This window comes from Piscinibacter defluvii (genome assembly GCF_004011805.1).
Classification (GTDB): Bacteria; Pseudomonadota; Gammaproteobacteria; order Burkholderiales; family Burkholderiaceae_C; genus Piscinibacter; species Piscinibacter defluvii.
This window is the reverse complement of record NZ_ML137199.1, coordinates 41899-67632: the sequence shown is the minus strand read 5'-3', so window position 1 is coordinate 67632 and position 25734 is coordinate 41899. Positions and strand designations below refer to the sequence as shown.

At 71.4% G+C, this 25734-nt stretch carries 26 protein-coding genes; 17 read left to right on the top strand and 9 right to left on the bottom strand.

Annotated features, from left to right (window positions below):
* Positions 1-11 precede the first annotated feature (11 nt).
* From hypB to D9C15_RS07240, 12 genes are all read left to right on the top strand, one after another.
* Complete coding sequence (gene hypB, locus D9C15_RS07295; protein ID WP_127996787.1) at positions 12-860, top strand: hydrogenase nickel incorporation protein HypB; 849 nt, start codon at positions 12-14, stop codon at positions 858-860.
* Entirely contained in the window at positions 857-2011 is a 1155-nt protein-coding gene (locus D9C15_RS07290; RefSeq protein ID WP_127996786.1) for a Kae1-like domain-containing protein, read from the top strand. The genes hypB and D9C15_RS07290 overlap by 4 nt, the downstream gene beginning before the upstream one ends.
* A gap of 1 nt (position 2012) precedes the next feature.
* On the top strand, positions 2013-2243 hold the full coding sequence (locus D9C15_RS07285) for a HypC/HybG/HupF family hydrogenase formation chaperone (RefSeq protein ID WP_127996785.1): 231 nt from the start codon (positions 2013-2015) through the stop codon (positions 2241-2243).
* Complete coding sequence (hypD, locus tag D9C15_RS07280) at positions 2240-3379, top strand: hydrogenase formation protein HypD (RefSeq protein WP_127996784.1); 1140 nt, start codon at positions 2240-2242, stop codon at positions 3377-3379. Before D9C15_RS07285 ends, hypD begins: the two co-directional genes overlap by 4 nt.
* Positions 3376-4434: a hydrogenase expression/formation protein HypE gene (gene hypE, locus D9C15_RS07275; RefSeq protein ID WP_127996783.1), complete on the top strand. Its 1059-nt coding sequence runs from the start codon at positions 3376-3378 to the stop codon at positions 4432-4434. The genes hypD and hypE overlap by 4 nt, the downstream gene beginning before the upstream one ends.
* Positions 4434-4940, top strand: a complete 507-nt coding sequence (locus tag D9C15_RS07270; protein WP_127996782.1) for a hypothetical protein — start codon at positions 4434-4436, stop codon at positions 4938-4940. The genes hypE and D9C15_RS07270 overlap by 1 nt, the downstream gene beginning before the upstream one ends.
* Entirely contained in the window at positions 4937-6640 is a 1704-nt protein-coding gene (locus D9C15_RS07265) for an enoyl-CoA hydratase-related protein (protein ID WP_127996781.1), read from the top strand. Before D9C15_RS07270 ends, D9C15_RS07265 begins: the two co-directional genes overlap by 4 nt.
* Positions 6640-8178, top strand: a complete 1539-nt coding sequence (locus D9C15_RS07260; RefSeq protein WP_127996780.1) for a sigma-54-dependent transcriptional regulator — start codon at positions 6640-6642, stop codon at positions 8176-8178. Before D9C15_RS07265 ends, D9C15_RS07260 begins: the two co-directional genes overlap by 1 nt.
* The gene (locus D9C15_RS07255; RefSeq protein WP_127996779.1) at positions 8175-9170 is read left to right on the top strand and encodes an NADH-quinone oxidoreductase subunit B family protein; all 996 of its coding nucleotides are present in this window, start codon (positions 8175-8177) and stop codon (positions 9168-9170) included. The genes D9C15_RS07260 and D9C15_RS07255 overlap by 4 nt, the downstream gene beginning before the upstream one ends.
* Complete coding sequence (locus D9C15_RS07250) at positions 9167-10624, top strand: nickel-dependent hydrogenase large subunit (protein ID WP_127996778.1); 1458 nt, start codon at positions 9167-9169, stop codon at positions 10622-10624. Before D9C15_RS07255 ends, D9C15_RS07250 begins: the two co-directional genes overlap by 4 nt.
* Positions 10625-10635: 11 nt before the next feature.
* Positions 10636-11979, top strand: coding sequence for a sensor histidine kinase (locus tag D9C15_RS07245; RefSeq protein WP_127996777.1), 1344 nt, complete (start codon positions 10636-10638; stop codon positions 11977-11979).
* A gap of 109 nt (positions 11980-12088) precedes the next feature.
* A complete protein-coding gene (locus D9C15_RS07240; protein ID WP_127996776.1) occupies positions 12089-13060 on the top strand; it encodes a tripartite tricarboxylate transporter substrate-binding protein in 972 nt (323 codons plus the stop codon).
* Here D9C15_RS07240 and dtd read toward each other — a convergent pair.
* From dtd to tyrS, 3 genes are read right to left on the bottom strand one after another with little or no spacing between them, the layout of a single operon-like run.
* A complete protein-coding gene (gene dtd, locus D9C15_RS07235) occupies positions 13032-13493 on the bottom strand; it encodes a D-aminoacyl-tRNA deacylase (RefSeq protein WP_127996775.1) in 462 nt (153 codons plus the stop codon). The genes D9C15_RS07240 and dtd overlap by 29 nt on opposite strands.
* Positions 13490-14380, bottom strand: coding sequence for a cation diffusion facilitator family transporter (locus D9C15_RS07230; RefSeq protein ID WP_127996774.1), 891 nt, complete (start codon positions 14378-14380; stop codon positions 13490-13492). Before D9C15_RS07230 ends, dtd begins: the two co-directional genes overlap by 4 nt.
* 5 nt (positions 14381-14385) lie before the next feature.
* Positions 14386-15621, bottom strand: a complete 1236-nt coding sequence (tyrS, locus tag D9C15_RS07225; protein ID WP_127996773.1) for a tyrosine--tRNA ligase — start codon at positions 15619-15621, stop codon at positions 14386-14388.
* Between the two features lie 203 nt (positions 15622-15824).
* Between tyrS and D9C15_RS07220 the strand changes: the two genes are divergently transcribed.
* Complete coding sequence (locus D9C15_RS07220) at positions 15825-17198, top strand: M23 family metallopeptidase (RefSeq protein ID WP_310734464.1); 1374 nt, start codon at positions 15825-15827, stop codon at positions 17196-17198.
* 12 nt (positions 17199-17210) lie between these two features.
* On the top strand, positions 17211-18326 hold the full coding sequence (locus D9C15_RS07215; RefSeq protein WP_127996771.1) for an anhydro-N-acetylmuramic acid kinase: 1116 nt from the start codon (positions 17211-17213) through the stop codon (positions 18324-18326).
* A gap of 48 nt (positions 18327-18374) precedes the next feature.
* On the opposite strand, the gene erpA is transcribed toward D9C15_RS07215, so the two are convergent.
* The 5 genes from erpA to rplM all read right to left on the bottom strand — a co-directional run bounded on the left by erpA (position 18375) and on the right by rplM (position 20845).
* On the bottom strand, positions 18375-18755 hold the full coding sequence (gene erpA / locus D9C15_RS07210) for an iron-sulfur cluster insertion protein ErpA (RefSeq protein WP_127996770.1): 381 nt from the start codon (positions 18753-18755) through the stop codon (positions 18375-18377).
* Between the two features lie 37 nt (positions 18756-18792).
* Positions 18793-19185, bottom strand: a complete 393-nt coding sequence (locus tag D9C15_RS07205) for a bactofilin family protein (protein ID WP_127996769.1) — start codon at positions 19183-19185, stop codon at positions 18793-18795.
* 25 nt (positions 19186-19210) lie between these two features.
* Positions 19211-19876: a DUF6776 family protein gene (locus D9C15_RS07200; RefSeq protein ID WP_310734463.1), complete on the bottom strand. Its 666-nt coding sequence runs from the start codon at positions 19874-19876 to the stop codon at positions 19211-19213.
* Positions 19877-20014: 138 nt separating this feature from the next.
* The gene (gene rpsI / locus D9C15_RS07195; RefSeq protein ID WP_112189879.1) at positions 20015-20407 is read right to left on the bottom strand and encodes a 30S ribosomal protein S9; all 393 of its coding nucleotides are present in this window, start codon (positions 20405-20407) and stop codon (positions 20015-20017) included.
* Between the two features lie 9 nt (positions 20408-20416).
* Complete coding sequence (rplM, locus tag D9C15_RS07190; protein WP_112189880.1) at positions 20417-20845, bottom strand: 50S ribosomal protein L13; 429 nt, start codon at positions 20843-20845, stop codon at positions 20417-20419.
* A gap of 225 nt (positions 20846-21070) precedes the next feature.
* Between rplM and D9C15_RS07185 the strand changes: the two genes are divergently transcribed.
* The 3 genes from D9C15_RS07185 to D9C15_RS07175 all read left to right on the top strand — a co-directional run bounded on the left by D9C15_RS07185 (position 21071) and on the right by D9C15_RS07175 (position 23836).
* The gene (locus D9C15_RS07185; protein ID WP_127996767.1) at positions 21071-21799 is read left to right on the top strand and encodes a GNAT family N-acetyltransferase; all 729 of its coding nucleotides are present in this window, start codon (positions 21071-21073) and stop codon (positions 21797-21799) included.
* Positions 21800-21955: 156 nt separating this feature from the next.
* Positions 21956-22750: a DUF2726 domain-containing protein gene (locus tag D9C15_RS07180; protein ID WP_127996766.1), complete on the top strand. Its 795-nt coding sequence runs from the start codon at positions 21956-21958 to the stop codon at positions 22748-22750.
* 24 nt (positions 22751-22774) lie between these two features.
* Complete coding sequence (locus D9C15_RS07175) at positions 22775-23836, top strand: serine/threonine protein kinase (protein ID WP_127996765.1); 1062 nt, start codon at positions 22775-22777, stop codon at positions 23834-23836.
* A 10-nt stretch (positions 23837-23846) separates the two neighbouring features.
* Here D9C15_RS07175 and htpG read toward each other — a convergent pair whose 3' ends face one another.
* A complete protein-coding gene (gene htpG / locus D9C15_RS07170; protein WP_127996764.1) occupies positions 23847-25727 on the bottom strand; it encodes a molecular chaperone HtpG in 1881 nt (626 codons plus the stop codon).
* Between the last annotated feature and the right edge of the window lie 7 nt (positions 25728-25734).

The window sequence follows — 25734 nt, the reverse complement described above, 5'->3', positions numbered from 1 at the left end:
GAGAGGCGAGCATGTGTGTCGTCTGCGGCTGCGCCAACCCCACCGCCACCCACCCCGAGCACGCGCACGTCGCGGTGGACACGAAGACCGGCGACCTGCACTTCGGCGCCGGTGCCGCCAAGGTGTCGGTGCCGGGCATGAGCCAGGCCCGCGCGATCAAGCTCGAGGCCGACGTGCTGGGCGCGAACAACACGATCGCCGCCGCCAACCGGGCGCACTTCGCCGCGCATGGCGTGACGGCCTACAACCTCGTCTCCAGCCCCGGCTCGGGCAAGACCACCCTGCTGTGCGCCACCATCGAGCACCTGAAGCGCCACGCGAGCGCGCTGCCGCTGGCGGTGATCGAGGGCGACCAGCAGACCTCGAACGACGCCGACCGCATCCGCGCCACCGGCGCGAGCGCGATCCAGGTCAACACCGGCAAAGGCTGCCACCTCGATGCGCAGATGGTGGCGGAGGCCTTCGCGCGGCTCGATCTGCATGGGCACCAGCACCACGGCGACGAACACGCCCACGACCATGCGCACGCGCAATCCCTGCTCTTCATCGAGAACGTCGGCAACCTCGTCTGCCCCGCGATGTGGGACCTGGGCGAGGCCGCCAAGGTCGCGATCCTCTCGGTGACCGAGGGCGAGGACAAGCCGCTGAAGTACCCCGACATGTTCGCCGCCGCGAAGCTGATGGTGCTGAACAAGATCGACCTGCTGCCACACCTCGACTTCGACGTGCCGAAGTGCATCGCCTACGCGCAGCGGGTGAACCCCAGCATCGAGGTGCTGCTGGTCTCGGCCAGGACCGGTGCCGGGCTGGACGCCTGGGTCGAGTGGCTGATGCACCCCCCAGCGCACCCGGCCGCATGAACGCGCTCGTGCTGCCGCGTGCCGCCGCCGCCGCGCCGGTGCTGGCCTGCGGCGCCTGGCTGAAGAACCGCGCGGCGCGGCTGGACGGAGCGCGCGTCACGTGGTCGGCCGAGCACGGCGATCTCGGCGAGGCGGCGGCCTGCGCCACGCTGGAGCGCTCGGCCGACGGGCTGCTCGCGCAGGGCGGCGTGCGTGCCGTCGCGCACGACCTGCACCCGGACTTCCACAGCACCCGGCTCGCGGCCGCGCTGGCCGAGCGGCTCGGCGTGCCGGCGATCGGCGTGCAGCACCACCATGCGCACATCGCCGCGGTGATCGCCGAGCAAGGCCTGGTGCGGCCGGTGATCGGCATCGCACTCGATGGTGTCGGCCTCGGCAGCGACGGCACGGCCTGGGGCGGCGAGATCCTCTGGGTCGGCGGCGGGCACGAAGCGCAGCGCTGGGAACGGGTCGCGCACCTCGCGCCCTTGCGCCTGCCCGGCGGCGACGTCGCGGCGCGCGAACCCTGGCGGCTGGCGGCGGCGGTGCTGCACGCGCAGGGCCGCGGCGCCGAGATCGAGCCGCGCTTCGGCCCCGTGGTCGGCACGCAGGCGGCACGAACGCTGCACACCATGCTGCAGCGCGGGCTGAACTGCCCGGCCACGAGCGGCGCGGGCCGCTGGTTCGATGCCGCAGCCGGCGCACTCGGTCTCTCGGTGCGCCAGTCGACCGAGGCCGAGGCGGCGATCGCTCTCGAGAAGCTTGCCGCCGCGGCGCTGGCGCGGGGCGACGAACCGACGCTGCCCGCGCCGACCCTCGACCTGCATGCCCTGGTCGCGTCGCTGTTCGAGGTGCCGGACGAGCCGGCGGCGCGCGAGCGTGCGGCGCTGCGCTTCCACCTTGCGCTGGCCGAGGGCCTTGCCGAGGTCGCGGCCACGCAGGCCGCCGCCCGCGGTGTCGAACACGTCGTGTTCGGCGGCGGGTGTTTCCTCAACCGCGTGCTGCGCGAGCGGCTCGCCCTGCTGCTGAAACGCAGCGGCCTGGCCGTGCACGCGCCGCTGGTCGTGCCCTGCGGCGATGCCGGCCTCGCGCTCGGCCAGGCCTGGGTGGCGGCCTGCAGCGTGAGCGATGCGAGCGCCGCCGAATCCGTCGCATCCCTGGAGACCCACTGACATGTGCCTCGCCCTGCCCGCCCGCATCGTCGAACGGCGTCCGCCCGAGGAGGCGGTGGTCGAGCTCGGCGGCGTACGCAAGACGGTCTCGGTGGCGCTGACGCCCGAAGCCGGCGTCGGCGACTACGTGATCGTGCACGTCGGCCATGCGATCGGCCTGCTCGATGCCGAGGAGGCCGAGCGCACCCTGGCCCTGTTCGCCGAGATGGCGGCGCAGGAGCGGCAGTCATGAAGTTCGTCGACGAGTTCCGCGACGGCGCGCTCGCCCAGGGCCTCGCCAGGCGCATCGCCGCCGAGGCCGATGCGGCGCGGCGCTACAGCTTCATGGAGTTCTGCGGCGGCCACACCCACGCCATCTCGCGCTACGGCATCGCCGAGCTGCTGCCGGCCAACCTGCGCATGATCCACGGCCCCGGCTGCCCGGTGTGCGTGCTGCCGATCGGCCGCATCGACCAGGCCATCGCGCTCGCCCTCGAGCGCGGTGTCATCCTGTGTACCTATGGCGACGTGATGCGCGTGCCGGCCTCCGAGTCGCTCTCGCTGATGCGCGCGAAGGCACGCGGGGCCGACATCCGCATGGTCTACTCCGCGGCCGATGCGCTCGGCCTCGCGAAGAGGCACCCGGACCGCGAGGTCGTGTTCCTCGCCATCGGCTTCGAGACCACGACGCCGCCGACGGCGCTGGTGATCCGCCAGGCCGCGGCCGACGACACGCCCAACTTCAGCGTGCTGTGCAATCACGTGCTGACGCCCAGCGCGATCACGCACATCCTCGAGTCGCCCGAGGTGCGCCAGTACGGCACGGTTCCGATCGACGGCTTCGTCGGCCCGGCGCACGTGAGCATCGTGATCGGTGCCCAGCCCTACGAACACTTCGCCGCCGAGTACCGCAAGCCGGTCGTGATCGCCGGCTTCGAGCCGCTGGACGTGATGCAGGCCATCCTGATGCTGGTGCGCCAGGTCAACGACGGCCGCGCCGAGGTCGAGAACGAGTTCACCCGCGCCGTCACGCGCGAGGGCAACCGCGCGGCGCAGGCGCTCGTCTCGCAGGTGTTCGAGTTGCGCACGAGCTTCGAGTGGCGCGGGCTCGGCGAGGTGCCGTACTCGGCGCTGAAGATCCGACCGGCCTTCGAGCGCTTCGACGCCGAGAAGCGCTTCGGCCTGGTCTATCGCAGCGTGCCCGACCACAAGCAGTGCGAGTGCGGCGCCATCCTGCGCGGCGTGAAGAAGCCGACCGACTGCAGGCTGTTCGGCACCGTCTGCACGCCGGAGAACCCGATGGGCTCGTGCATGGTGTCGTCGGAGGGGGCGTGCGCGGCGCACTACTCGTACGGTAGGTTCCGGGACATCCCGGTCGTCGCAGCATGAGCATCAAGAAGGACTACGTCCGCCCGATCGATTTCAGGCACGGGCGTGTGGACATGAACCATGGCGCCGGCGGCCGTGCCTCGGCGCAGCTGGTCGAGGAGCTGTTCGCACGCGCCTTCGACAACGAGGCGCTGCGCCAGGGCAACGACGGCGCGCTGCTGCCCGCCCCGCCGCCCGGCCACCGGCTCGTGATGGCGACCGACGCGCACGTGATCTCGCCGCTGTTCTTCCCCGGCGGGGACATCGGCGCGCTCGCGGTGCACGGCACGGTCAACGACGTGGCCATGCTGGGCGCGACGCCGCTGTACCTGAGCGCGAGCTTCGTGCTGGAGGAAGGCTTCCCGCTGGCCGACCTGAAGCGCATCGTCGAGTCGATGGCCGCGGCGGCGCGTGCCGCCGGCGTGCCCATCGTCACCGGCGACACCAAGGTGGTCGAGCAGGGCAAGGGCGACGGCGTGTTCATCTCCACCACCGGTCTGGGCAGCGTGCCGAGCGGCCGCGAGATCGGCGGCGCGCGGGCGCGGCCGGGCGACGTGGTGCTGGTGTCGGGCACGATCGGCGACCACGGCGTCGCGGTGCTCTCGCAGCGCGAATCGCTCGAGTTCGAGACGAGCATCGAATCCGACAGCGCGGCGCTGCACGGCCTCGTCGCGCGCCTGCTCGCGGCAGTGCCCGAGGGCAGCGTGCGCACGCTGCGCGACCCGACGCGCGGCGGCCTGGCCACCACGCTCAACGAGGTCTGCCGCCAGTCGGGTGTGGGCATGCTGCTCGACGAGGCCGCGATTCCGGTCAAGCCGCAGGTGGCAGCGGCCTGCGAGCTGCTCGGGCTCGACCCGCTGTACATCGCCAACGAGGGCAAGTGCATCGTGGTGTGCGACCCGGCGGTGGCCGAGGGCGCGCTCGAGGCGCTGCGCGCGCATCCGCTCGGCCGCGACGCGGCGCACATCGGCAGCGTCACGGACGACCCGCAGCGCTTCGTGCAGATGGCCACGGCCTTCGGCGGCCGGCGTGTGGTGGACTGGCTCAGCGGCGAGCCGCTGCCGCGCATCTGCTGATGGGCGGCGAGGTGTTCCGCAAGACGGCCGCCGGCCTGGCCGAGGTGCGCGGCCGCGCGCTCGGGCTGGACATGCGCACGCGCAGCCTGCTGATCCTGGCCAACGGCGAGCTGAGCGTGGCGCAGCTCGCGCAGCATGTCGGCTTCGACCCGCAGCGCACGCTGATGGCCTTGCTCGGCGCCGGGCTGATCGAGCCGGTGCCCGCAGCATCCCGGCCTCGGCCGGCACCGGCCGCCGAGGCCCGGCCCGCCCCGCCGGCGCCCCCCCCGGCGCCGCAGCGCCATCCGCTCGAACCCGAGGACCTGGCCGCCGCCCGCACCCGGGCACTCACGCTGCTCTCGCCGCACTACGGGCCGGACGCGGTGCGCATGGCCGAGCCGCTGCGCGGCGCGGTCACGCCGGCCGAGTTCGCACGCGCGCTGGCCACCTTGCGCGACACGATGTCGGTGCACATGGGCCGCAAGCTGGCCGAGAAGCTGGCGACGCAGATCGCGCACGGCCCATGAAGCTGCTGCTGCTCGCGCACGCGTTCAACGGCCTGACGCAGCGCCTGCACGTGGCGCTGCGCGAGGCCGGCCACGAGGTCTGCGTCGAGCTGGACATCGCCGATGCGGTCACCGAGGAGGCGGTCGCGCTGGCCGACCCGGACCTGGTGATCGCGCCGTTCCTGAAGCGGCGCATCCCGGAGTCGGTCTGGTCGGTGCGGCCCTGCCTCGTCGTGCATCCGGGCCCGCCGGGCGACCGGGGTCCGGCGGCGCTGGACTGGGCCGTGCTCGACGGCGCCGCGGACTGGGGCGTGACGGTGCTGCAGGCCACCGGCGACTACGACGCCGGGCCGGTGTGGGCCTGGCGGCCGCTGCGCCTGAGGCCGCAGGCCACCAAGGCGAGCAGCTACCGCCACGAGATCACGCGCGCCGCGGTCGACGCGGTGCTCGAGGCGGTGACCCGCGGGCGACCCGGCCCGCCGCAGGCGGTGCCGGCATCCGTGCGCGGCTGGCACGGCCCGGTGCCGGTCGCCGCGCGCACGATCGACTGGGCCCGCGACGACAGCGCCACCGTGCTGCGCAAGGTCCGCAGCGCCGACGGCCACCCCGGTGTGGCCGACACCCTGTTCGGCCGCGCCTGCCGGCTGCACGACGTGCACCCCGCCACGCCGGCCACGCTGGCGCGTGCACCGCAGGGCGCCCCCGGCGAACTGCTCGCACGCCGCGGCCCGGCGCTGCTGCGCCGCACGCTGGACGGTGCCGTCTGGATCGGCCACGTGCGCGTGGGCGCGCTCAAGCTCGCCGCGACACGCGCGTTCGCGGCCGAGGCCGCGGCGCTGCCCGAGCTCGCGGTGCCGCTGCAACGCGACGCCGGGGAATGGGACGAGCTGCACTACGCCGAAACCGGCCCGGACGGCGCACGGGTCGGCTGGCTGCGCTTCGAGTTCCACAACGGCGCGATGTCCACGCGCCAGTGCGAGCGCCTGCGCGACGCGCTGCGCAGCCTGCGCGCGCGGCCGGTGCGCCTGCTGGTGCTGGCCGGAGGCAGCGACTTCTTCAGCAACGGCATCCACCTGCACGACATCGAGGCCTGCGCCGAGCAGCCGGGCGACAGCGCGGCCGACGCCTCCTGGCGCAACATCCAGGCGATGAACGACGTGGTGCACGAGCTGCTGACGCTGGACGACCGGCTCAGCGTCGCGCTGCTGGCCGGCAATGCCGGCGCGGGCGGCTGCTTCCTCGCGTTCGCGGCCGACCTGGTATGGGCCCACGAGGGCGTGGTGCTGAACCCGCACTACAAGAACATGGGCAACCTGTACGGCTCGGAGTACTGGACCTACACGCTGCCGCGTCGCGCCGGTGCGCGCGGTGCCGGGCTGATGCAGCGCCGGCTGCCAATCGGCGCGCGCGAGGCCGCCGCGCTCGGCCTGGTGGATGCGGTGCTCGGCGCGGACGCCGCCGAGCTGCAGGAACTCGCGGCGCAGCAGGCGGCCGCGCTCGCCGCCGCGTGCGATCATGCGCAGCGCATCGCCGCCAAGCAGCTCAGGCGCGCCGAGGACGAGGCGCGCCGCCCGCTGGCCGCCTACCGCGACGACGAGCTCCAGCACATGCACCGCAACTTCTACGGCTTCGACCCGAGCTACCACGTCGCGCGCCATCACTTCGTGACGCGCAAGCCGCACGCCTGGACGCCGCGCCACCTCGCGACGCACCGCAAGTGATGCCGACGGTCCTGCTGGTCGACGACGAGCCGCGCTCGCTCGACGCGATGCGCCGCACGCTCGACGAGGACTTCGCCATCCTCACCGCCGGCGACACCGACGCCGCGCGCGGCCTGCTCGAGCTTCAGGAGGTCGACGTGATCCTGTGCGACCAGCGCATGCCCGGCCAGACCGGCGTGGAGTTCCTGCGCGAGGTGCGCGAGCGCTGGCCCGACACGGTGCGCATCGTGATCTCGGGCTACACCGACAGCGAGGACATCATCGCCGGCATCAACGAGGCCGGCATCTGGCAGTACATCCTCAAGCCCTGGGTGCCCGACCACCTGCTCCAGACGGTGCGTGGTGCGGCCGAGGCGCGCCACCTGCAGCACGGCCTGGCGCGGCTCGACCTCGAGCTGCGCGGCGGCACGCGCGCGCTGCGCGCCAAGAGCCAGGGCCGGCTCGAGCAGGCGCGGCGCAGCTTCGACTTCGAGCGCATCGTGCGGGCCGAGGGCAGCCCGCTGGATGCGCTGTGCGCCACCGCCGGGCGCATCGCGCGGCACGACCTCTCGGTGCTGGTGCTGGGCGAATCGGGCACCGGCAAGGAGCTGATCGCCCGTGCGATCCACTACGCCAGCCCGCGCCAGACCGGGCCCTTCGTGGTGGAGAACTGCGCCGCGATCCCGGACACGCTGCTCGAGAGCGAGCTGTTCGGCCACAAGCGCGGCGCCTTCACCGGCGCGGTGGACGACCATGTGGGCCTGTTCCAGCGCGCCCACGGCGGCACGGTGTTCCTCGACGAGATCGGCGAGACCTCGCCGGCCTTCCAGGTGCGCCTGCTGCGCGTGCTGCAGGAAGGCGAGCTGCGCCCGGTGGGCTCGACACGTGCGGTGCCGGTGGACGTGCGCGTGATCGCCGCCACGCACCGCGACCTGGAGGCCGACGTGCGCACCGGCCGCTTCCGCGAGGACCTCTACTACCGCATCGCCGGCGTCACGCTGGCGATGCCGCCGCTGCGCGAACGGCCGGGCGACATCCTGCCGATCGCCGAGCGCCTGCTGGCCGACGTGGCCGCCGAGCTGGCCTTGCCGCCGGCGCGTTTCGACGCGGACACACGCGCGGTGCTGGTCGGCTACCCCTGGCCCGGCAACGTGCGCGAGCTGCGCAACGAGATCGCGCGGGCCTTGGCGCTGAGCGACGGCACCGTGGTGCATGCCCACGCGTTCTCGCGCAAGCTGCTCGCCGGGCAGACCGGCGCCGCGAGCCGAGGGACGGACGGGACCGCGCTGCCGGCCAGCGGCACCCTGGCCGAGCGGCTCGAGGCGATCGAGGCCATGGTGCTGCGCGAGACGCTGCTGCGGCACCGCTGGAACAAGACCCGCGCGGCGCAGGAGCTGGGCCTGTCGCGCGTGGGCCTGCGGGCCAAGCTGCAGCGCCTGGGACTGGAAGACACCCACCCCCGGAGCGCCTTCGGCGCTCCCCCTCGAGGGGGCGCCGCCGGCGGCCCGGCCGAGCCGGATCCGCGGCGGCCGCTCGACCCGGCAGAGGAGCTCTTGTGAACATCCTGTGGCTGCAATCGGGCGGCTGCGGCGGCTGCAGCATGTCGCTGCTGTGCGCCGACACGACCGACTTCCCCGCGCTGCTGAAGGCTGGCGGCATCGAGCTGCTGTGGCATCCGTCGCTCTCGCTGGCCAGCGGCGCCGAGCTGGTGGCGCTGCTCGAGGCCTGCCGCGACGGCCGCCAGCCGCTCGACGTGCTGTGCGTCGAGGGCGCCCTGCTGCGCGGCCCGCAGGGCAGCGGCCGCTTCCACGTGCTGGCCGGCACCGGGCGCCCGATGGTCGACTGGGTGCGCGAGCTGGCGCAGGTCGCCACCCACGTGGTGGCGGTCGGCTCCTGCGCGGCCTGGGGCGGCCTCAGCGCCACCGGCACCAACCCCACCGAGGCCTGCGGCCTGCAGTACGAGGACGACCGGCTTGGCGGCCTGCTCGGCGGGGCCTTCGTCGCGCGCGGCGGGCTGCCGGCGGTCAACGTGGCCGGCTGCCCCACGCACCCGGGCTGGGTGCTCGACACGCTGATGGCGCTGGCCGCCGGGCTGCTCACCCGCGCGGACCTCGACCCGCTGAACCGCCCGCGCTTCTACGCCGACCAGCTGGTGCACCACGGCTGCACCCGCAACGAGTACTACGAGTTCAAGGCCAGCGCCGAGAAACCCTCCGACCTGGGCTGCATGATGGAGCACCTGGGCTGCAAGGGCACGCAGGCGCATGCCGACTGCAACACCCGGCTGTGGAACGGCGAGGGGTCGTGCACACGCGGCGGCTACGCCTGCATCAGCTGCACCGAGCCGGGCTTCCAGGACCCGGGCCACCCGTTCCACCGCACGCCCAAGCTGGCCGGCATCCCGATCGGGCTGCCCACCGACATGCCCAAGGCCTGGTTCGTGGCGCTGGCCTCGCTGTCCAAGAGCGCGACGCCGCGCCGCGTCAAGAGCAATGCCACGGCCGACCATCTCGTCGTCGCGCCGGCGGTGCGCAAGACCCGCCTGAAATGAGCCAGCGCCTGATCGTCGGCCCGTTCAACCGCGTCGAGGGCGACCTCGAGGTGCGGCTCGAGGTGGCCGACGGCCGGGTGGTGCAGGCGCATGTCAACGCGCCGATGTACCGCGGCTTCGAGCAGATGCTCGCCGGCCGCGCGCCGCACGACGCGCTGGTGATCGTGCCGCGCATCTGCGGCATCTGCTCGGTGTCGCAGTCGGTGGCGGCGGCGCGCGCGCTGGCCGACGCGGCCGGCCTCGAGGTGCCGCCCAACGGCCTGCACGCGGTCAACCTGATGCTCGCCTGCGAGAACCTGGCCGACCACCTGAGCCACTTCTACCTGTTCTTCATGCCGGACTTCACCCGCGCGGCCTATGCCGCCCGGCCCTGGTTCGGCGAGGCGGTGCGGCGCTTCGCCGCGCTGGCCGGCGAGCATGCCCGCGCGGCGATCGCGGCGCGCCAGCGCTGGTTCGAGCTGATGGGCACGCTGGGCGGCAAGTGGCCACACACCGGCAGCGTGGTGCCAGGCGGCAGCGCCCGCGCCATCGAGCCGGCGGAGCGGCTGCGCCTCCTGGCGCGGGTGCGCGAGCTGCGCGCCTTCCTCGAGAACACCACCTTCGCCGCGCCGCTGGAGGAGATCGCCGCGCTGCCCGACGAGGCCGCGCTGCAGGCCTGGCATGCGGCCGATCCGCTGCGCGGCGACCTGCGCCTGTTCCTCACGATCGCGGCGGACGTGGCATTGCACCGGCTCGGCCGCGGGCCGGGCCGCATGCTCAGCTACGGCGCCTACCCGCAGCCCGGCGGCACGCACGCCCTCGCCGCCGGCCTGTGGGACGCGGCCGCCGGCGTGCTGGAGCCGCTCGACCTGCGCACGATCACCGAGGACAGCACGCACGCCTGGCTGGCCGCCGACGTGCCGCGCCACCCGGCCCAGGGCCACACCGAACCGCAGGCCGACAAGCCCGGCGGCTACACCTGGAACAAGGCGCCGCGCCTGGCCGGCCGGGTGGTCGAGACCGGCGCGATCGCGCGCCAGCTGGCCGACGGCCAGGGCCTGCTGCGCGACGCGGTGGCACGCCACGGCGCGAGCGTCTACACCCGGGTGCTGGCGCGGCTGGTCGAGACGGCCCGCGTGCTGCCGATGATGGAGCGCTGGCTTGCGGCGCTGCAGCCGCGCGAGCCCTTCTGCGCGCCCGAGCGCCTGCCCGAGGACGCCGAGGGCAGCGGCCTCACCGAAGCGGCGCGCGGCGCGCTCGGCCACTGGCTGCGCGTGCGCCACGGCCGCATCGCGCACTACCAGATCGTCGCGCCGACCGGCTGGAACTTCTCGCCGCGTGATGCCGCCGGCACGCCGGGCGCGCTCGAGGCCGCTCTGGTGGGCGTGCCGGTGCCCGCGGACGAGCCCACGCCGGTGGCCGTGCAGCACGTGGTGCGTTCGTTCGATCCGTGCATGGTCTGCACGGTGCATTGAGAGGCTGCCCGATGGAACGTCCGCCCGTCGACCGGCCCAGCCTCGACGCGCTGGCGCGCCTGGACGGGGTGGACGACTCGGCCTGGCTGGACGTGATCCAGAAGATGGACGAGGTCTACTCGCAGCTGGTGCAGGACGAGATCGCGCTGGAGGAGAAGAACGTCCAGCTCGAGCAGAGCCAGCAGTTCATCTTCGGCCTGCTGTCGGCGATGAGCGACGTGCTGGTGGCCTGCGACGAGGCCTGCCGCATCGAGGAGACCAACGCCGCGCTGTGCGCGCTGGTGGGGCGCCCGGACGACGCGCTGCGCGGCCTGCCGCTGGCCGAACTGCTGGCCGATGCCGCCAGCGGCGAGCGGCTGCGCGCGGCACTGGCCAGCACGGGCCGCGGCGGCGCCTCGGTGGAGATCGACCTGCGCGACGCGCAGGGCCAGCCGGTGCCGGTGGACCTGAACGTCACGCCGCGCTTCAACGCCGCCGGCCAGCGTGTCGGCCACCTGTTCGTCGGCCGGCCGCTGGGCGAGCTCAAGCGCGCCTACCGCGAGCTGCGCGAGGCGCACGAGGCGCTCAAGCGCACCCAGCAGCAGCTGCTGCACTCGGAGAAGATGGCCTCGCTCGGCCGGCTCGTCGCCGGCGTGGCGCACGAGCTGAACAACCCGATCAGCTTCGTGCTCGGCAACGTGCACGCGCTGCAGCGCTACAGCGAGCGGCTGCGCGAGTACCTGGCCGCGCTGCACGCCGGCAGCCCGGGCGACGAGCAGGCGCGGCTGCGCGCGAAGCTGCGCATCGACCACCTGCTGGCCGACCTGCCCTCGCTGATCGAGGGCACGCTGGAGGGCGCGCAGCGCACCGCCGACATCGTGCAGGGCCTCAAGCGTTTCTCCGCGGTCGACCGCGAGGAACGCGGCACGGTCGACCTGAACGGCGTGGTCGAACGCGCGATCCACTGGGTGCGCAAGGGCACGGCGCCGGCCTTCGCGGTGCACTGGTCGCCCGGGCCACCCTGCCCGGTGACCGGAAGCGCCGGCCAGCTGCTGCAGGTGCTGATGAACCTGGTTCAGAACGCCTACGACGCGGCCGCCACGCGGCCCGACACCGCGCCGGCGCTGTGGATCACGCTGGAGCGCGAGGCCGACCGCGTGCGCCTGCGGCTGCGCGACAACGGACCGGGCATCGCGCCGGAACACCTGTCGCGCATCTTCGACCCCTTCTTCACCACCAAGCCGGTCGGCAAGGGCACCGGGCTCGGGCTGTCGATCAGCTACGGCATCGTCGAGCAGCACGGCGGGCGGCTGACGGCGGGCAACCATCCCGTCGGCGGGGCGGAGTTCGTGCTGGAGCTGCCGGGCGGCGCGTGAGGCCCCCGGGGTTTCCAGGGGGGGCGCTTACGTAGTTTCCGCCATGCCGGGGCAGGGGGGGCCCACCACAATCCGCCCCATCCTGTTATCGCCCCGAAAGGACGCCCCGATGAAGCGCTACATGCTGGCCGCGCTGGCCGCCCTCACGACCACCGCCGCGTTCGCGGAGTACCCGGAGAAGCAGGTCACGATCGTCGTGCCCTTCGCCGCCGGTGGCCCCACCGACAAGGTCGCACGCGACCTGGCCGAGGCACTGCGCAAGCATCTCAACAACGCCACCATCATCATCGACAACACCGGCGGCGCCGGCGGCACGCTGGGTGCCACCAAGGTGGCGCGGGCGGCCAACGACGGCTACACGCTGCTGCTGCACCACATCGGCATGGCCACCTCGCCGGCGCTGTACCGCTCGCTGCAGTACAAGACGCTGGAGGACTTCGAGTACCTCGGCATGATCAACGAGGTGCCGATGACGCTGATCGGCAAGCCCACGCTGCCGGCCAACAGCTATGCCGAGCTGATGAAGTGGCTGGAAGAGAACAAGGGCAAGGTCAACCTCGCCAACGCCGGCCTGGGCGCGGCCTCGCACCTGTGCGGGCTGCTGTTCCAGCAGAGCGTGAAGATCGACATGCAGACCGTGCCGTACAAGGGCACCGCGCCGGCCATGAACGACCTGCTCGGCGGCCAGGTCGACCTGATGTGCGACCAGACCACCAACACCACCGGCCAGATCGAGGCCGGCAAGGTGAAGGCCTATGCGGTGACCACGGCCAAGCGCCTGAGCACGCCGGCGCTGGCCAAGCTGCCGACGCTCGACGAGAGCGGGCTCAAGGGCTTCAACGTCAGCATCTGGCACGCGCTGTACGCGCCCAAGGGCACGCCCAAGGCGGTGACCGACAAGATCAACGCCGCGCTGAAGCTCGCGCTGAAGGAACCGCAGTTCATCAAGAACCAGGAAGCGCTCGGTGCGGTGGTGGTGACCGACGCGCGTACCAACGGCGCCGAGCACAAGAAGTTCGTCGAGGCCGAGATCGCCAAGTGGGGCCCGGTCATCAAGGCTGCCGGTCAGTACGCGGACTGAGGCGCAGGCTGATCGTCACAGGTCCGTCGTTCACCAGATGGACCTGCATGTCCGCGCCGAACTCCCCGCAGGCCACCTGCGGGTGTGAGGCGCGCGCAGTGGCGAGCATGCGCTCGTAGAGGCGCCGGCCGAGCTCCGGCGGCGCCGCCCCGGTGAAGCTCGGGCGGTTGCCGCCCGAGGTGTCGGCCGCCAGCGTGAACTGGCTCACCACCAGCAGGCCGCCGGCCACGTCGGCCACGCTGCGGTTCATCTTGCCGGCCGCGTCGCCGAAGATGCGCAGCTTGAGGACCTTGGCGACCAGCCGGTCGGCCGTGTCCTCGTCGTCGCCCGGCTCGGCGCAGACGAACAGCAGCAGGCCGGGTCCGATCGCGCCGACCGTGCAACCCGCGATCTCGACATGCGCCCGCGCGACCCGCTGCAGCAGGGCGATCACACCAGGTCCCGCGGGTCGTCGAAATGCGCCTCGACGTCCGAGGGCAGCAGCTGGATCGAGGCGCGCAGGCCCGGCACCGCGCTCATCAGCGCCTGCTCGACCGTCGTGCGCAGCGCCGCGGCGCGGCCGAGCGACCAGTTGGCCGGCATGTGCATGTGCACGTCGACGAAGCGGCGCGTGCCGGCGCGGCGCGTCACCAGGTGGTCGAAGCGGATCGTGTGGTGCGCGAACTGCGCCAGCGTCGCATCGATGGTCTTGCGCACCTCGGGCTCGACGGCGGTGTCCATCAGGCCGTCGACCGAGCGCGAGGCGAGCCGCCAGCCCTCGTGCAGGATGTTCAGCGCGACGCCGATCGCGAGCACCGGGTCGAGCCAGAGCCAGCCGGTGACGGACACCAGCAGCAGGCCGAGCACCACGCCGGCAGAGGTCCAGACGTCGGTGAACAGGTGGCGCGCGTCGGCCTCGAGCGCGATCGAGCGCTGCTCGCGCGAGGCGACCAGCATGCGCCAGGCGAGCAGGCCGTTGATGGCCGAGCTGAGCACCGACAGCGCCAGGCCCCAGCCGAGCTGCTCGAGCGGCTGCGGGTGCAGGAAGCGGTCGACCGCGGTCCAGATGATGCCGGCCGCGGCGCCGACGATCAGCAGGCCCTCGAAGCCGCTCGAGAAGTACTCCGCCTTGTGGTGGCCGAAGGGGTGGTCGGCATCGGCCGGGCGCTCGGCGATCGTCACCATCATCACGGCGAACAGCGCCGCGGCGAGGTTGACGAAGGACTCCATCGCGTCGGACAGCAGGCCGACCGAGCCGGTGAGCCACCAGGCCAGCGTCTTCAGCGTGATGGTCGCGACCGCCGCGACCACCGACAGCTTCAGCAGGGTCTTGGCCTGCATCCGACTCAGTTCAGCGTGACCCGCGCGAACTTGCGCTTGCCCACTTGCACGACGTAGGTGCCGGCGGGCAGCTTCAGGCCCTTGTCGCCGACCACCGTGCCGTCGATGCGCACGCCGCCGCCGTCGACCAGGCGCAGCGCCTCGCTGCTCGAGGGCGCAAGGCCGGCCTGCTTGAGCAGCGCGCCAAGACCCAGCGGCGCGCCCGACAGCGTGAGCTCGGGGATCTCGTCCGGGATGCCGCCACGCGCGCGGTTCTCGAAATCGGCCTCGGCTGCGTCGGCCGCCGCCGCCGAGTGGAAGCGTGCGGTGATCTCCTTGGCCAGCAGCACCTTGGCTTCCTTCGGGTTGCGCCCGGCCTCGACCTCGGCCTTCAGCTTCGCGATCTCGGCCTCGCTGCGGAAGCTCAGCAGCGTGAAGTACTTCCACATCAGCGTGTCGCTGATCGACAGCAGCTTGGCGAACATGGTGTTCGCCGGCTCGGTGATGCCGATGTAGTTGCCCTTGCTCTTGGACATCTTCTCGACGCCGTCCAGCCCCTCGAGCAGCGGCATGGTCAGGATGCACTGCGGCTCCTGGCCGTACTCGGCTTGCAGCGCGCGGCCCACGAGCAGGTTGAACTTCTGGTCGGTACCGCCGAGCTCGAGGTCGCTCTTCAGGGCCACCGAGTCGTAGCCCTGCATCAGCGGGTAGAGGAACTCGTGCACGCTGATCGGCGTGCCGGCCTTGAAGCGCTCGGCGAAGTCGTTGCGCTCCATCATGCGCGCCACGGTGTAGCGCGCCGCGAGCTGGATCATGCCGCGCGCGCCGAGCGGGTCGCTCCACTCGGAGTTGTAGCGGATCTCGGTCCTGTCCGGATCCAGCACCAGGCTGGCCTGCCGGTAGTAGGTCTGCGCGTTGGCCTCGATCTGCTCGCGCGTCAGCGGCGGGCGCGTGGTGTTGCGGCCGGACGGGTCGCCGATCATCGACGTGAAGTCGCCGATCAGGAAGATCACCGTGTGCCCCAGGTCCTGCAGCTGGCGCATCTTGTTCAGCACCACGGTGTGGCCGAGGTGGATGTCCGGCGCGGTCGGGTCCAGGCCGAGCTTGATTCGCAGTGGCACGCCGGTTGCTGCAGACCGGGCGAGCTTGGCGGTCCAGTCCGCCTCCGGTAACAGTTCGTCGCAACCGCGGCGCGATATGGCAAGGGCCTCGCGAACGCGATCGTCGATGGGATAGGACGGGGGGGGCGTGCCTGGGGACATTCGAGGGCTTTAGTGGTTCTACGCAATGGCCCGCAGCACCCGGCCGGTATACTGCGGCGCGGTCTTGCACCGCCTGCGACCGGCCCGCGAGGGGCCCGTCAAGCGCAGGGATTCTAGTGGACGCGCCTCGGCGCTCCGGACCATCCCGCCGTCCGACCCATGACCGCCGGAGCCACGCGCTCCCGATAACAGAATTGAAGTCGTTGGATTCCGCTGAACGCAGCCTCGCCGCCGGTCTGGCCGGCGTGCAGCGCTTCGTCGCCACCCACCCGCGCAGCCTGACGGCGGCCGTCGCCTTCGCGCTGGCCGGCTTCGGCGCCACCGCCTGGGGTATCGCCACGCAGGGCCCGGACGCAGCCGACCTGCCGCGTCGCCTGGTGACGGAAATGGTCACCCCGGAGGACGTGCCGGCGCAGCTCGAGGCGCTGGCCGAGCACGAGCTCGAGCTCTACCGCAGCGACCTCACGCGCGCCAGCGACACCGCCGACAGCCTGCTCTCCCGTCTGGGCGTCAGCGATGCCGAGGCGGCGGCCTTCCTGCGCCGCGACCCGGTCGCGCGCCGCCTGCTCGAGGGTCGGGCCGGCAAGATGGTGCGGGTGGTGACCGGCGAGACCGGCCGGCTGAGCGAACTCGTCGCGCGTTATGCGCCGGCCGACGCGAAGCTGCTCGGTACCCATTTCACGCGCCTGACCGTGCGGCGCGACGCCGTCGGCCTGACCGCGGCGGTCGAGACCGACGTGCTGGCCAGCCAGGTGCGCCTGGGCAGCGGCACGATCCAGAGCTCGCTGTTCGCCGCCACCGACGAGGCGCGCATCCCGGACAACGTCGCCAGCCAGCTGGCCGAGGTGTTCTCGACCGACATCGACTTCCACCGCGAGCTGCGCCGCGGCGACACCTTCTCGGTGGTCTACGAGGCGCTCACCGCCGACGGCGAGCCGATCACCTGGAGCAACGCCGGCGGCCGCGTGGTGGCCGCCGAGTTCGTCAACAAGGGCGAGCGCCACTCGGCCGTCTGGTTCACCGACGAGCAGGGCAAGGGCGGCTACTACGACCTGGAGGGCCGCAGCAAGCGCCGCGCCTTCCTGGCCAGCCCGATGGAGTTCTCGCGCGTCACCTCGGGATTCGCGATGCGGCTGCACCCGATCCTGAACCAGTGGCGCCAGCACAAGGGCGTGGACTACGGCGCCCCGACCGGCACGCCGGTGCGCAGCGTCGGCGATGGCGTGGTGAGTTTCGCGGGCTGGCAGAACGGCTACGGCAACGTGGTCGAGATCGAGCACAGCGGCAACCGCTCCACGGTCTACGCCCACCTGAGCCGCATCGACGTGCACAAGGGCCAGCGGGTCGACCAGGGTGCGCGCATCGGCGCGGTCGGTTCGACCGGCTGGGCCACCGGACCGCACCTGCACTTCGAGGTCAAGGTCGCCGGCCAGCAGCGCAACCCGATCACCATCGCCCAGAACTCGGAGGCGATCGAGCTGAGCGCCGCCGCGCGGCCGCGCTTCGCGGCCCTGGCTGCCGGGCTGCGCGGCCAGCTCGAGGCCGCCGGCACGCTCGGCGGCAGCGTCGCCGAATAGGGCGCTCCGGTCATGGCCAGCGCGGCCTACGTCGGGCTGATGTCCGGCACCTCGCTGGACGGAGTCGATGGCGTGCTGGTCCAGCTCGACCTCGACCGGCCGGAGGCCTTGCGCGTGCATGCCCACGTGCACCAGCCGTTTGCACGCCCGCTGGCCGACGAACTGCTCGCGCTCAACACGCCGGGGCCGGACGAATTGCACCGCGCCGCGCTGGCCGGCAATGCCGTGGCCCGCACCTATGCCGCGGTGACGGCCGACCTGCTGCAAGGCGCCGGCATGGCGGCAAGCGACATCCGCGCGATCGGTGCCCACGGCCAGACGGTGCGGCACCGCCCGCAGTCGTTCGACGGCCACGGCTACACGCTGCAATTGCTCAATCCCGCGCTGCTGGCCGAGCTCAGCGGCATCGACGTGGTGGCCGACCTGCGCAGCCGCGACGTAGCGGCGGGCGGCCAGGGCGCCCCTCTGGTGCCGGCATTCCACCGGGCCCGCTTCGCCCGGCCGGGGCAGGCGGTTGCGGTGCTGAACCTCGGCGGCATCGGCAACCTCAGCCTGTTGCATGCGGACGGCTCGGTCACGGGCTTCGACTGCGGCCCGGCCAACGCGCTGCTCGACCACTGGGCGCGGCGCCATCTCGGGCAGGACTTCGATGCCGGCGGCCGCTGGGCGGCGGGCGGCCGTGTCGACGCCACCTTGCTGGCCGCGCTGCAGCGTGAGCCCTATTTCGCCCTGCCTCCTCCCAAGAGCACCGGGCGCGACCTGTTTAATGCCGATTGGCTGGGCCGGTTCGGGCCGGACGCCCTGTCAGCCCAGGACGTCCAGGCCACGCTGGCCGAGCTGACCGCCTGGGCGGCCGCACAGGCCCTTCAGCAGCACGCCCCTGCAACGACCGAACTGCTGGTCTGCGGCGGAGGCGCGTTCAACGACGACCTGCTGTTCCGCCTGCGCGAGCGCCTGCCGGCCTGCACGGTGGCGACGACGGCCGCACACGGCCTGCCGCCCGACCAGGTGGAGGCCTGCGCCTTCGCGTGGCTGGCAGCGGCCTTCGTGCAGCGCCGGCCGGGGAACCTGACGTCGGTCACGGGCGCGCGCGGGCCACGGCTGCTTGGGGCGCTCTATCCCGCCTAGAAACGACGAAGGCCGCCCGCAGGCGGCCTCGTATCGACGGACAACGGATCAGACGGAGAAGCTGGAACCGCAGCCGCAGGTGGTCGTCGCGTTCGGGTTCTTGATCACGAACTGGGCGCCCTGCAGGTCGTCCTTGTAGTCGATCTCGGCGCCGACCAGGTACTGCAGGCTCATGGCGTCGATCAGCAGCGTGACGCCGTTCTTCGTCATCTGCGTGTCGTCCTCGTTGACCACCTCGTCGAAGGTGAAACCGTACTGGAAGCCGGAGCAGCCGCCGCCCTGCACGAAGACGCGCAGCTTCAGTTCCGGGTTGCCTTCCTCGTCGACCAGTTCCTTGACCTTGCCAGCCGCGCTGTCGGTGAAGATGATCGGCGCCGGCGGCTCGTCCATCGGGACCGCGGTCTGGAGGTTCTCCGCCACTGCACTCATCGTCTGCTCCTACGGCACCTTGCCGAGGCGCCGATTGTCACATGTTGGCGGCGGCCAGTTTCAACGATGGTTTTTCCTCGGCCTTGAGCGGGCGCAATTCGCCGTCGATCGTGGCGCCCTGATGCATCTCCAGCACCTCGTAGCGCACGTCGCCGGTGATGCGCGCCTTGGGCTGCAGCTCGAGCAGGTCCGTCGACTGGATCGGGCCGATGACCGTGCCGTTGACGATCACGTGGCCGGCGGTGACCTTGCCGGTGATGCGCGCCTTCTCGCTGATCACGAGGATGCTGTAGGCGTCGCCCTCGGCCACCACGTCGCCGATCACCTCGCCGTCGATGCGCAGCCCGTCGGCGAACTTCAGCTCGCCGTGGATCACGGTGCCCTCGCCGATCAGCGTGCGGATGGGCGGTTGTTTCTTCTTGCCGAACATGCGCGGGTCCCTCCGGGTCAAAGGATTACATCTTCAGCGTGTGGGTTGCAAGAACCGAACCGCGTCCGTCGGTGACCTTTACTGTCACCGAGCGCACCTGCGCCAGCGGCGGATGCTCGATCACGCCCTCGATGCGGCGATACTGTCGCAGCTGCAGCGGCTTCGCGCCGCCGGGTTCGGCCTGGACCCAGGGTTTGCCGTCCAGCGTCCCGCCGAGGCTGACCTCGAGCCGGCCGTTGAATTCGCCACGCCCCTTGCCGGTCTGCATCAGCAGCAGCTGGTAACGAAGCTGACCGTTCCCGGCCTCCTCGGCCTGCAGCCCGCGCACGCTCAGCCCGCTGTCGCCGGTGCCGGCCGGCAGCAGGCGCTCGAAGAAGCCGAGGTCGTTCTTCAGCGCGAGGTTTTCCGCTTCGACCTGGTTGAGCTGCTGGGCCAGCTTCTCCTGTGCCGCCCGCTCCGTCTTGAGCAGGCTGTCGACGCTGCTGGCGATGGCCAGGGCCTTCTCCCGCTCCGCGCGCAGGTCGGCGACCTCGACGCGCAGCTGCGCGAGCTCCTCCTTGGCGCCACGGTCCAGGCCGGCGATGTCCTTGCCGAACTCGAAGGCCCACAGCGCGATCGCCGCCGAGAAGCCGAGCGCCAGCGCCGCCACCGCCCAGCGCAGCGGCCACGGCAGGTGGCTGCGGACGATCATCCTCGGCGCACTCACCGAGAGACGACGGCGCAAGAGTTTCCAGCGCATGGCGTGTGGCGTATCGCTTCGTAAGCCCGGCCCGGAAACGAACGAGGCCGCGCAGCGGCGGCCTCGTCGTGACAGGGTCGGCGTGAAGCCTCAGCGCTTGCTGAACTGCTTGCGGCGACGCGCGCCGTGCAGACCGACCTTCTTGCGCTCGACCTCGCGCGCATCGCGCGTCACGAAGCCGGCACGGCTGAGCTCGGGCTTGAGCGCCGCGTCGTAGTCGATCAGCGCGCGGGTGATGCCGTGGCGCACCGCACCGGCCTGGCCGGATTCGCCGCCGCCGTGCACGTTGACCTTGATGTCGAAGGCCGCATCGTTGGCCGTCAGCAGCAGCGGCTGCTTGACGATCATGATGGACGTCTGGCGGCCGAAGTACTGCTCGACCGGCCGGCCGTTGACGAGGATCTGCCCCGTGCCCTTCTTGATGAACACGCGAGCCACCGACGACTTGCGGCGGCCGGTGCCGTAGTTCCAGTTTCCGATCATCACCGCTCCTTAGATCGCCAGCGCCTTGGGCTGCTGGGCGGTGTGCGGATGCGTGGCACCGGCATACACCTTCAGCTTCTTCACCATCGCGTAGCCCAGCGGGCCCTTCGGCAGCATGCCCTTGACCGCCTTCTCGAGCGCTCGCCCGGGATGCTTGGCCTGCATGTCCTTGAACTTGGTGCCGTAGATGCCGCCCGGGAAGCCGGAGTGCCGGTAGTAGACCTTGTCCTCGGCCTTGTTGCCGGTGACACGGATCTTGTCGGCGTTGACGACGATGATGAAATCGCCGGTGTCGACGTGAGGCGTGTAAATGGCTTTGTGCTTGCCGCGCAGGCGGAGGGCGACTTCACTGGCCACCCGTCCGAGGACCTTGTCGGTCGCGTCAATCACAAACCACTCATGCGTCACTTCGGCCGGCTTGGCGCTGAAGGTTTTCATGGATGTGGGTCGCTGGTCGCCCCTGGGCCGGATCGGCCCGGGCTCGGGCAGGTGCCGCTTCTCGTGTGGCGGCCGCTGTCGAGCTCCCCGGCGGGGCAAAACGGAGAACCCGTGATGCTACCAGGAAACCGTCGACCTGGCGATGGCCCCGGCGCGACGCGCGTTGGGCAGACGGGGATCGGTTCGCGTAGACTGGGGTTAACCCTGATACAGGAGGTCGACCTCATGACCTTTCCCCAAGACAGGCCGGCGAACGCCGAGCCGACGCCGGGTCCACAAGACTCGGGCACACCGAACGCCGCCCCGTCCAGCACGCGCTGGGCCTGGGTGCCCACCCGATCGCTCGGCGCCCGGCACCGCGACCGGATCATGGCCCACCTCGTCGGTCTCGACGAGGCGGACCGTTACCTGCGCTTCGGCTACCCGGCCACCGATGCGCAGATCGCCAAGTACGTCGACATGCTCGACTTCGACCGGGACGAGGTGTTCGGCATCTTCAATCGCCGCCTCGAGCTGATTGCACTGGCTCACCTGGCGATGCCCGACTCGGCGTCGAACCGCGCCGACGGCGGCGTGGCCGAGTTCGGCGTCTCGGTGGTACGCAAGGCGCGCGGGCGCGGCTTCGGCGCCCGCCTGTTCGAGCATGCGATGTTGCACGCCCGCAACCGCGGCGTGCAGACCTTGACGATCCACGCGCTGAGCGAAAACGCGGCGATGTTGAGGATCGCACGCAATGCAGGCGCCACCATCGAACGTGCCGGCCCCGAATCGGAGGCCTGGGTGCGCCTCCCGCCGGACACGCTGGCCTCGCACGTGGAGCAGATCATGGGCGACCAGGCCGCGGAGGTCGACTACCACTTGAAGCTCCACGCCAGCCACATGGGTCGCCTTCTCGACATCATCTCGGAAGTAAAGGCCAACATTTCCAAGTCGGCCCACATCGCCGGGGAGTAGCCGCCCGCGCGGCCTCACCCCGCGAACTCGCTGCCGGCGGCCCCCGGTCAGGGGTTCTCGCCCCCACAAACGGCAACCGTAACATCCTGTACATTGCCGCCGGGGGGGCGACTTGCGATCGACTGCGCCCCCGGCAGCCAGCAGCGGGCCCTGAAGATGCAAACCCCACCGTGGATCATCGTGACAGCAGCATTGGCGGGCTTCGCCCTTGCGGCGCTGGTGGGCTGGTGGTGGCAGCGCCGCCCGGCGAAACCGATTCCGCTTCCGACCGACTGGGCGCTCGCCTCCAGACCGGTGTTCTCGAGCGACGAGCGGCGTGTCTACCGCCTGCTGCGCGAGGCCTTGCCGCACCACATCATCCTGTCCAAGCTGCCGCTGCTGCGATTCAGCCAGCCGGTCGATCCTGGCCGGGTGAGGTTCTGGTACGACCTGCTGGGGTCGATCCACGTCACCTTCGCGGTGTGCAGCGCCAACGGCCGGGTCCTGGCGGCGGTCGACCTCGACACCGACCGCGGCAACTCCCGCCGCGTGATGCAGATCAAGCAGTCGGTGCTCGGCGCCTGCCGGGTGCGCTACCTGCGCTGCCCGGTGGATCACCTGCCCTCGGTGGCCGAGCTGCAGCTGCTCGTGCCGCAGTCAGGGTCGACGCCAAGGGCGCCACAGGCGGTGCCGGCTTCGACGCCGACGCTCGACCAGGCGCGCGACTCCCTGGCCAGCACGGTCGCGACCCGGCGCGCGGCGCGCACCGCGCTGTGGCAGGACTCGACCCTGTTCCAGGATTCCTTCTTCGCGCCGGACACCCGCGTGGACGGCTTTTCCGGCAGCGAGTTCGGCAGCCTGGCCGGTCCGCGCACGGTTCCGGGCCCGGCGCGCGGCAGCGACGACGCGGGTGACGACATCGCCGGCGTGGTGGTCGACAACCCGCAGCCCTCGACACCCACGCGCTTCTGAGCCTGGCGCCGCGTAGGATGCGGGATGCCCGCGCCCGACACTGCGCCCTCCGTCACCCCGTTCGCTGCCCTGCTGCCCGAGACCGTGCTCGACGCGCTCGATGCCGTCGGCCTGCGCGGCGACGGCCGGCTGATCCAGCTGAACTCCTATGAGAACCGGGTCTTCCAGGTCTTCCTGGAAGATGGCCGCGTGGTGGTGGCCAAGTTCTACCGCCCGGGTCGCTGGAGCGACGAGCAGATCCTGGAGGAGCACGCCTTCGCGGCCGAGCTGGCCGCGCAGGAGATCCCGCTCGCCGCGCCCTGGCCGCTGCAGGTGGATACGACATCGCTGCACGCCGACCGCCTGACTCCCTGCGGCCCCACGCTGTCGAGCTTCGCCACGCCCGACGGGCCGTACCGCTTTGCCGTGGCCGAGCGCCGTGCCGGGCGCGCGCCCGAAACCGAGAGCCTGGAGGTGCTGGAATGGATCGGCCGCTTCCTCGGCCGGCTTCATGCCGTCGGCGCGGTGCGGCCGTTCGAACACCGCCTGACCCTGGACGTGGCCGGCTTCGGCCACGGTGCACGCGACGCGCTGCTGGCGATGGACTGCATTCCGCCGGATGCGCTGCCGGCGTGGGAGCGCACCAGTGCCGACGCGCTCGCGGCCGCGCAGCGGGCCTTCGACACCCTGCCCGAGCTGCGGCGCCTGCGCCTGCACGGCGACTGCCACCTCGGCAACATCCTCTGGACCGAGGCCGGTCCACACTTCGTCGATCTCGACGATGCGATGAACGGCCCCGCGGTGCAGGACCTGTGGATGCTGCTCGCCGGCGCGCGCACCGAGCGCACGCGCCAGCTCGCCGCCATCCTCGACGGCTACGAGCAGTTCATGGACTTCGACTGGCGCGAGTTGCGCCTGATCGAGCCGCTGCGCACGCTGCGCATGATCCACCACAGCGCCTGGATCGCCCGGCGCTGGGCCGACCCGGCCTTCCCGATCGCCTTCCCCTGGTTCGAGAGCCCGGCCTACTGGAACGAGCAGACCACGCGCTTGCGCGAGCAGCTCGAGGCGATGGCGGAGCCGCCGCTCGGCAGCCCCGCCGATTGAGGACCGACGTTCAGGACGTCAGCAGCGCATTGACCCGCCGCACATAGGCCGCCGGGTCCTCGAGCTGGCCGCCTTCGGCCAGCAGCGCCTGGTCGAACAGGATGTGCGCCAGGTCGTCGAACTGCGCGCTGCCGTCCAGGCGCTTGACCAGCGCGTGCTCGGCGTTCACCTCGAGGATGGGCTTGCCCTTGGGTGCATCCTGCCCGGCCTGCTTGAGCAGGCGCGCGAGGTGGCCGCTGATGTCGCCCTCGTCGACCACCAGACAGGCCGGGGAGTCGACCAGGCGCGTGGTCACGCGCACGTCCTTGGCGCGGTCCTTCAGCGTTTCCTTCAGCTTCTCGAGCAGCGGCTTGAAGGCCTCGGCGGCTTCCTCGGTCTTTTTCTTCTCTTCCTCGTCCTGCAGCTTGCCGAGATCGACCGCGCCCTTGGCCACGCTCTGCAGCGGCTTGCCGTCGAACTCGAACAGGTGCGCCAGCATCCATTCGTCGACCCGGTCGGTCAGCAGCAGCACCTCGATGCCCTTCTTGCGGAAGATCTCGAGCTGCGGGCTGCTCTTGGCCGCGGCCAGCGTGTCGGCGGTGATGTAGTAGATCGCCTCCTGGCCTTCCTTCATGCGCTTGACGTACTCGCTCAGCGACACGCCCTCGTCGGCCTGCGTCGAGGCGAAGCGCAGCAGCTTGGCGAGGCGCTCCTGGTTCGCGTGGTCCTCGCCGACGCCTTCCTTCAGCACCGCGCCGAAGTCCTTCCAGAACCTGGCGTACTTCTCGCGCTCGGCGCTGTCCTCGCTGTCGGCCAGGCTCTCGAGCATCGAGAGCACGCGCTTGGTCGAGCCCTCGCGGATCGCCTTCACGTCACGACTTTCCTGCAGCAGCTCGCGGCTCACGTTCAGCGGCAGGTCGGCCGAGTCGATCACACCCTTGACGAAGCGCAGGTACACCGGCATCAGCGCCTCGGCGTCGTCCATGATGAAGACGCGCTTGACGTACAGCTTCACGCCGCCGCGCTTGTCGCGGTTCCACAGGTCGAACGGTGCCTTGGCCGGGATGTAGAGCAGCTGGGTGTACTCGCTGCGCCCTTCGACGCGGTTGTGCGTGTAGGCGAGCGGCGCCTCGGTGTCGTAGGAGATCTGCTTGTAGAACTCCTCGTACTGTTCCTTGGTGATGTCGTTCTTCGCGCGGGTCCACAGCGCCGAGGCCTTGTTGACCGGTGCCCACTCGTCGGTGAGCTTCTGCTTGCCGGCCTCGCTGTCCCACTCCTCCTTGCGCATCAGGATGGGCAGCGAGATGTGGTCGGAGTACTTGCCGATGATCGAGCGCAGCTTCCAGGCGGCGAGGAACTCGTCCTCGCCCTCGCGCAGGTGCAGCGTCACGCTGGTGCCGCGCTCGGGCCGGGTGATGGTCTCGACCTCGAAATCGCCCGCGCCTTCGCTCGTCCAGCGCACGCCCTCCTCCGGCTTCAGGCCGGCGCGGCGCGATTCGACCGTGATGCGGTCGGCCACGATGAAGCCGCTGTAGAAGCCCACGCCGAACTGGCCGATCAGGTTGGCATCCTTCTTCTGGTCGCCCTCGAGCTTGGCCATGAACTCGCGCGTGCCGCTCTTGGCGATGGTGCCGAGGTTGGCCACCGCCTCGCTTTCCGACAGCCCGATGCCGTTGTCGGTGATCGTGATCGTCTTCGCCTCGGCGTCGAAGGCGACGCGCACCTCGAGGTTGGGCGCATCCTCGTACAGCGCGGCGTTGTTCAGCGCCTCGAAGCGCAGCTTGTCGCAGGCATCCGACGCGTTGGAGATCAGCTCGCGCAGGAAGATCTCCTTGTTGGAGTACAGCGAGTGCGTGACGAGGTGCAGGATCTGCTTGACCTCGGCCTGGAAGGAGAGGGTCTGTTTGCTCATGGTCTGG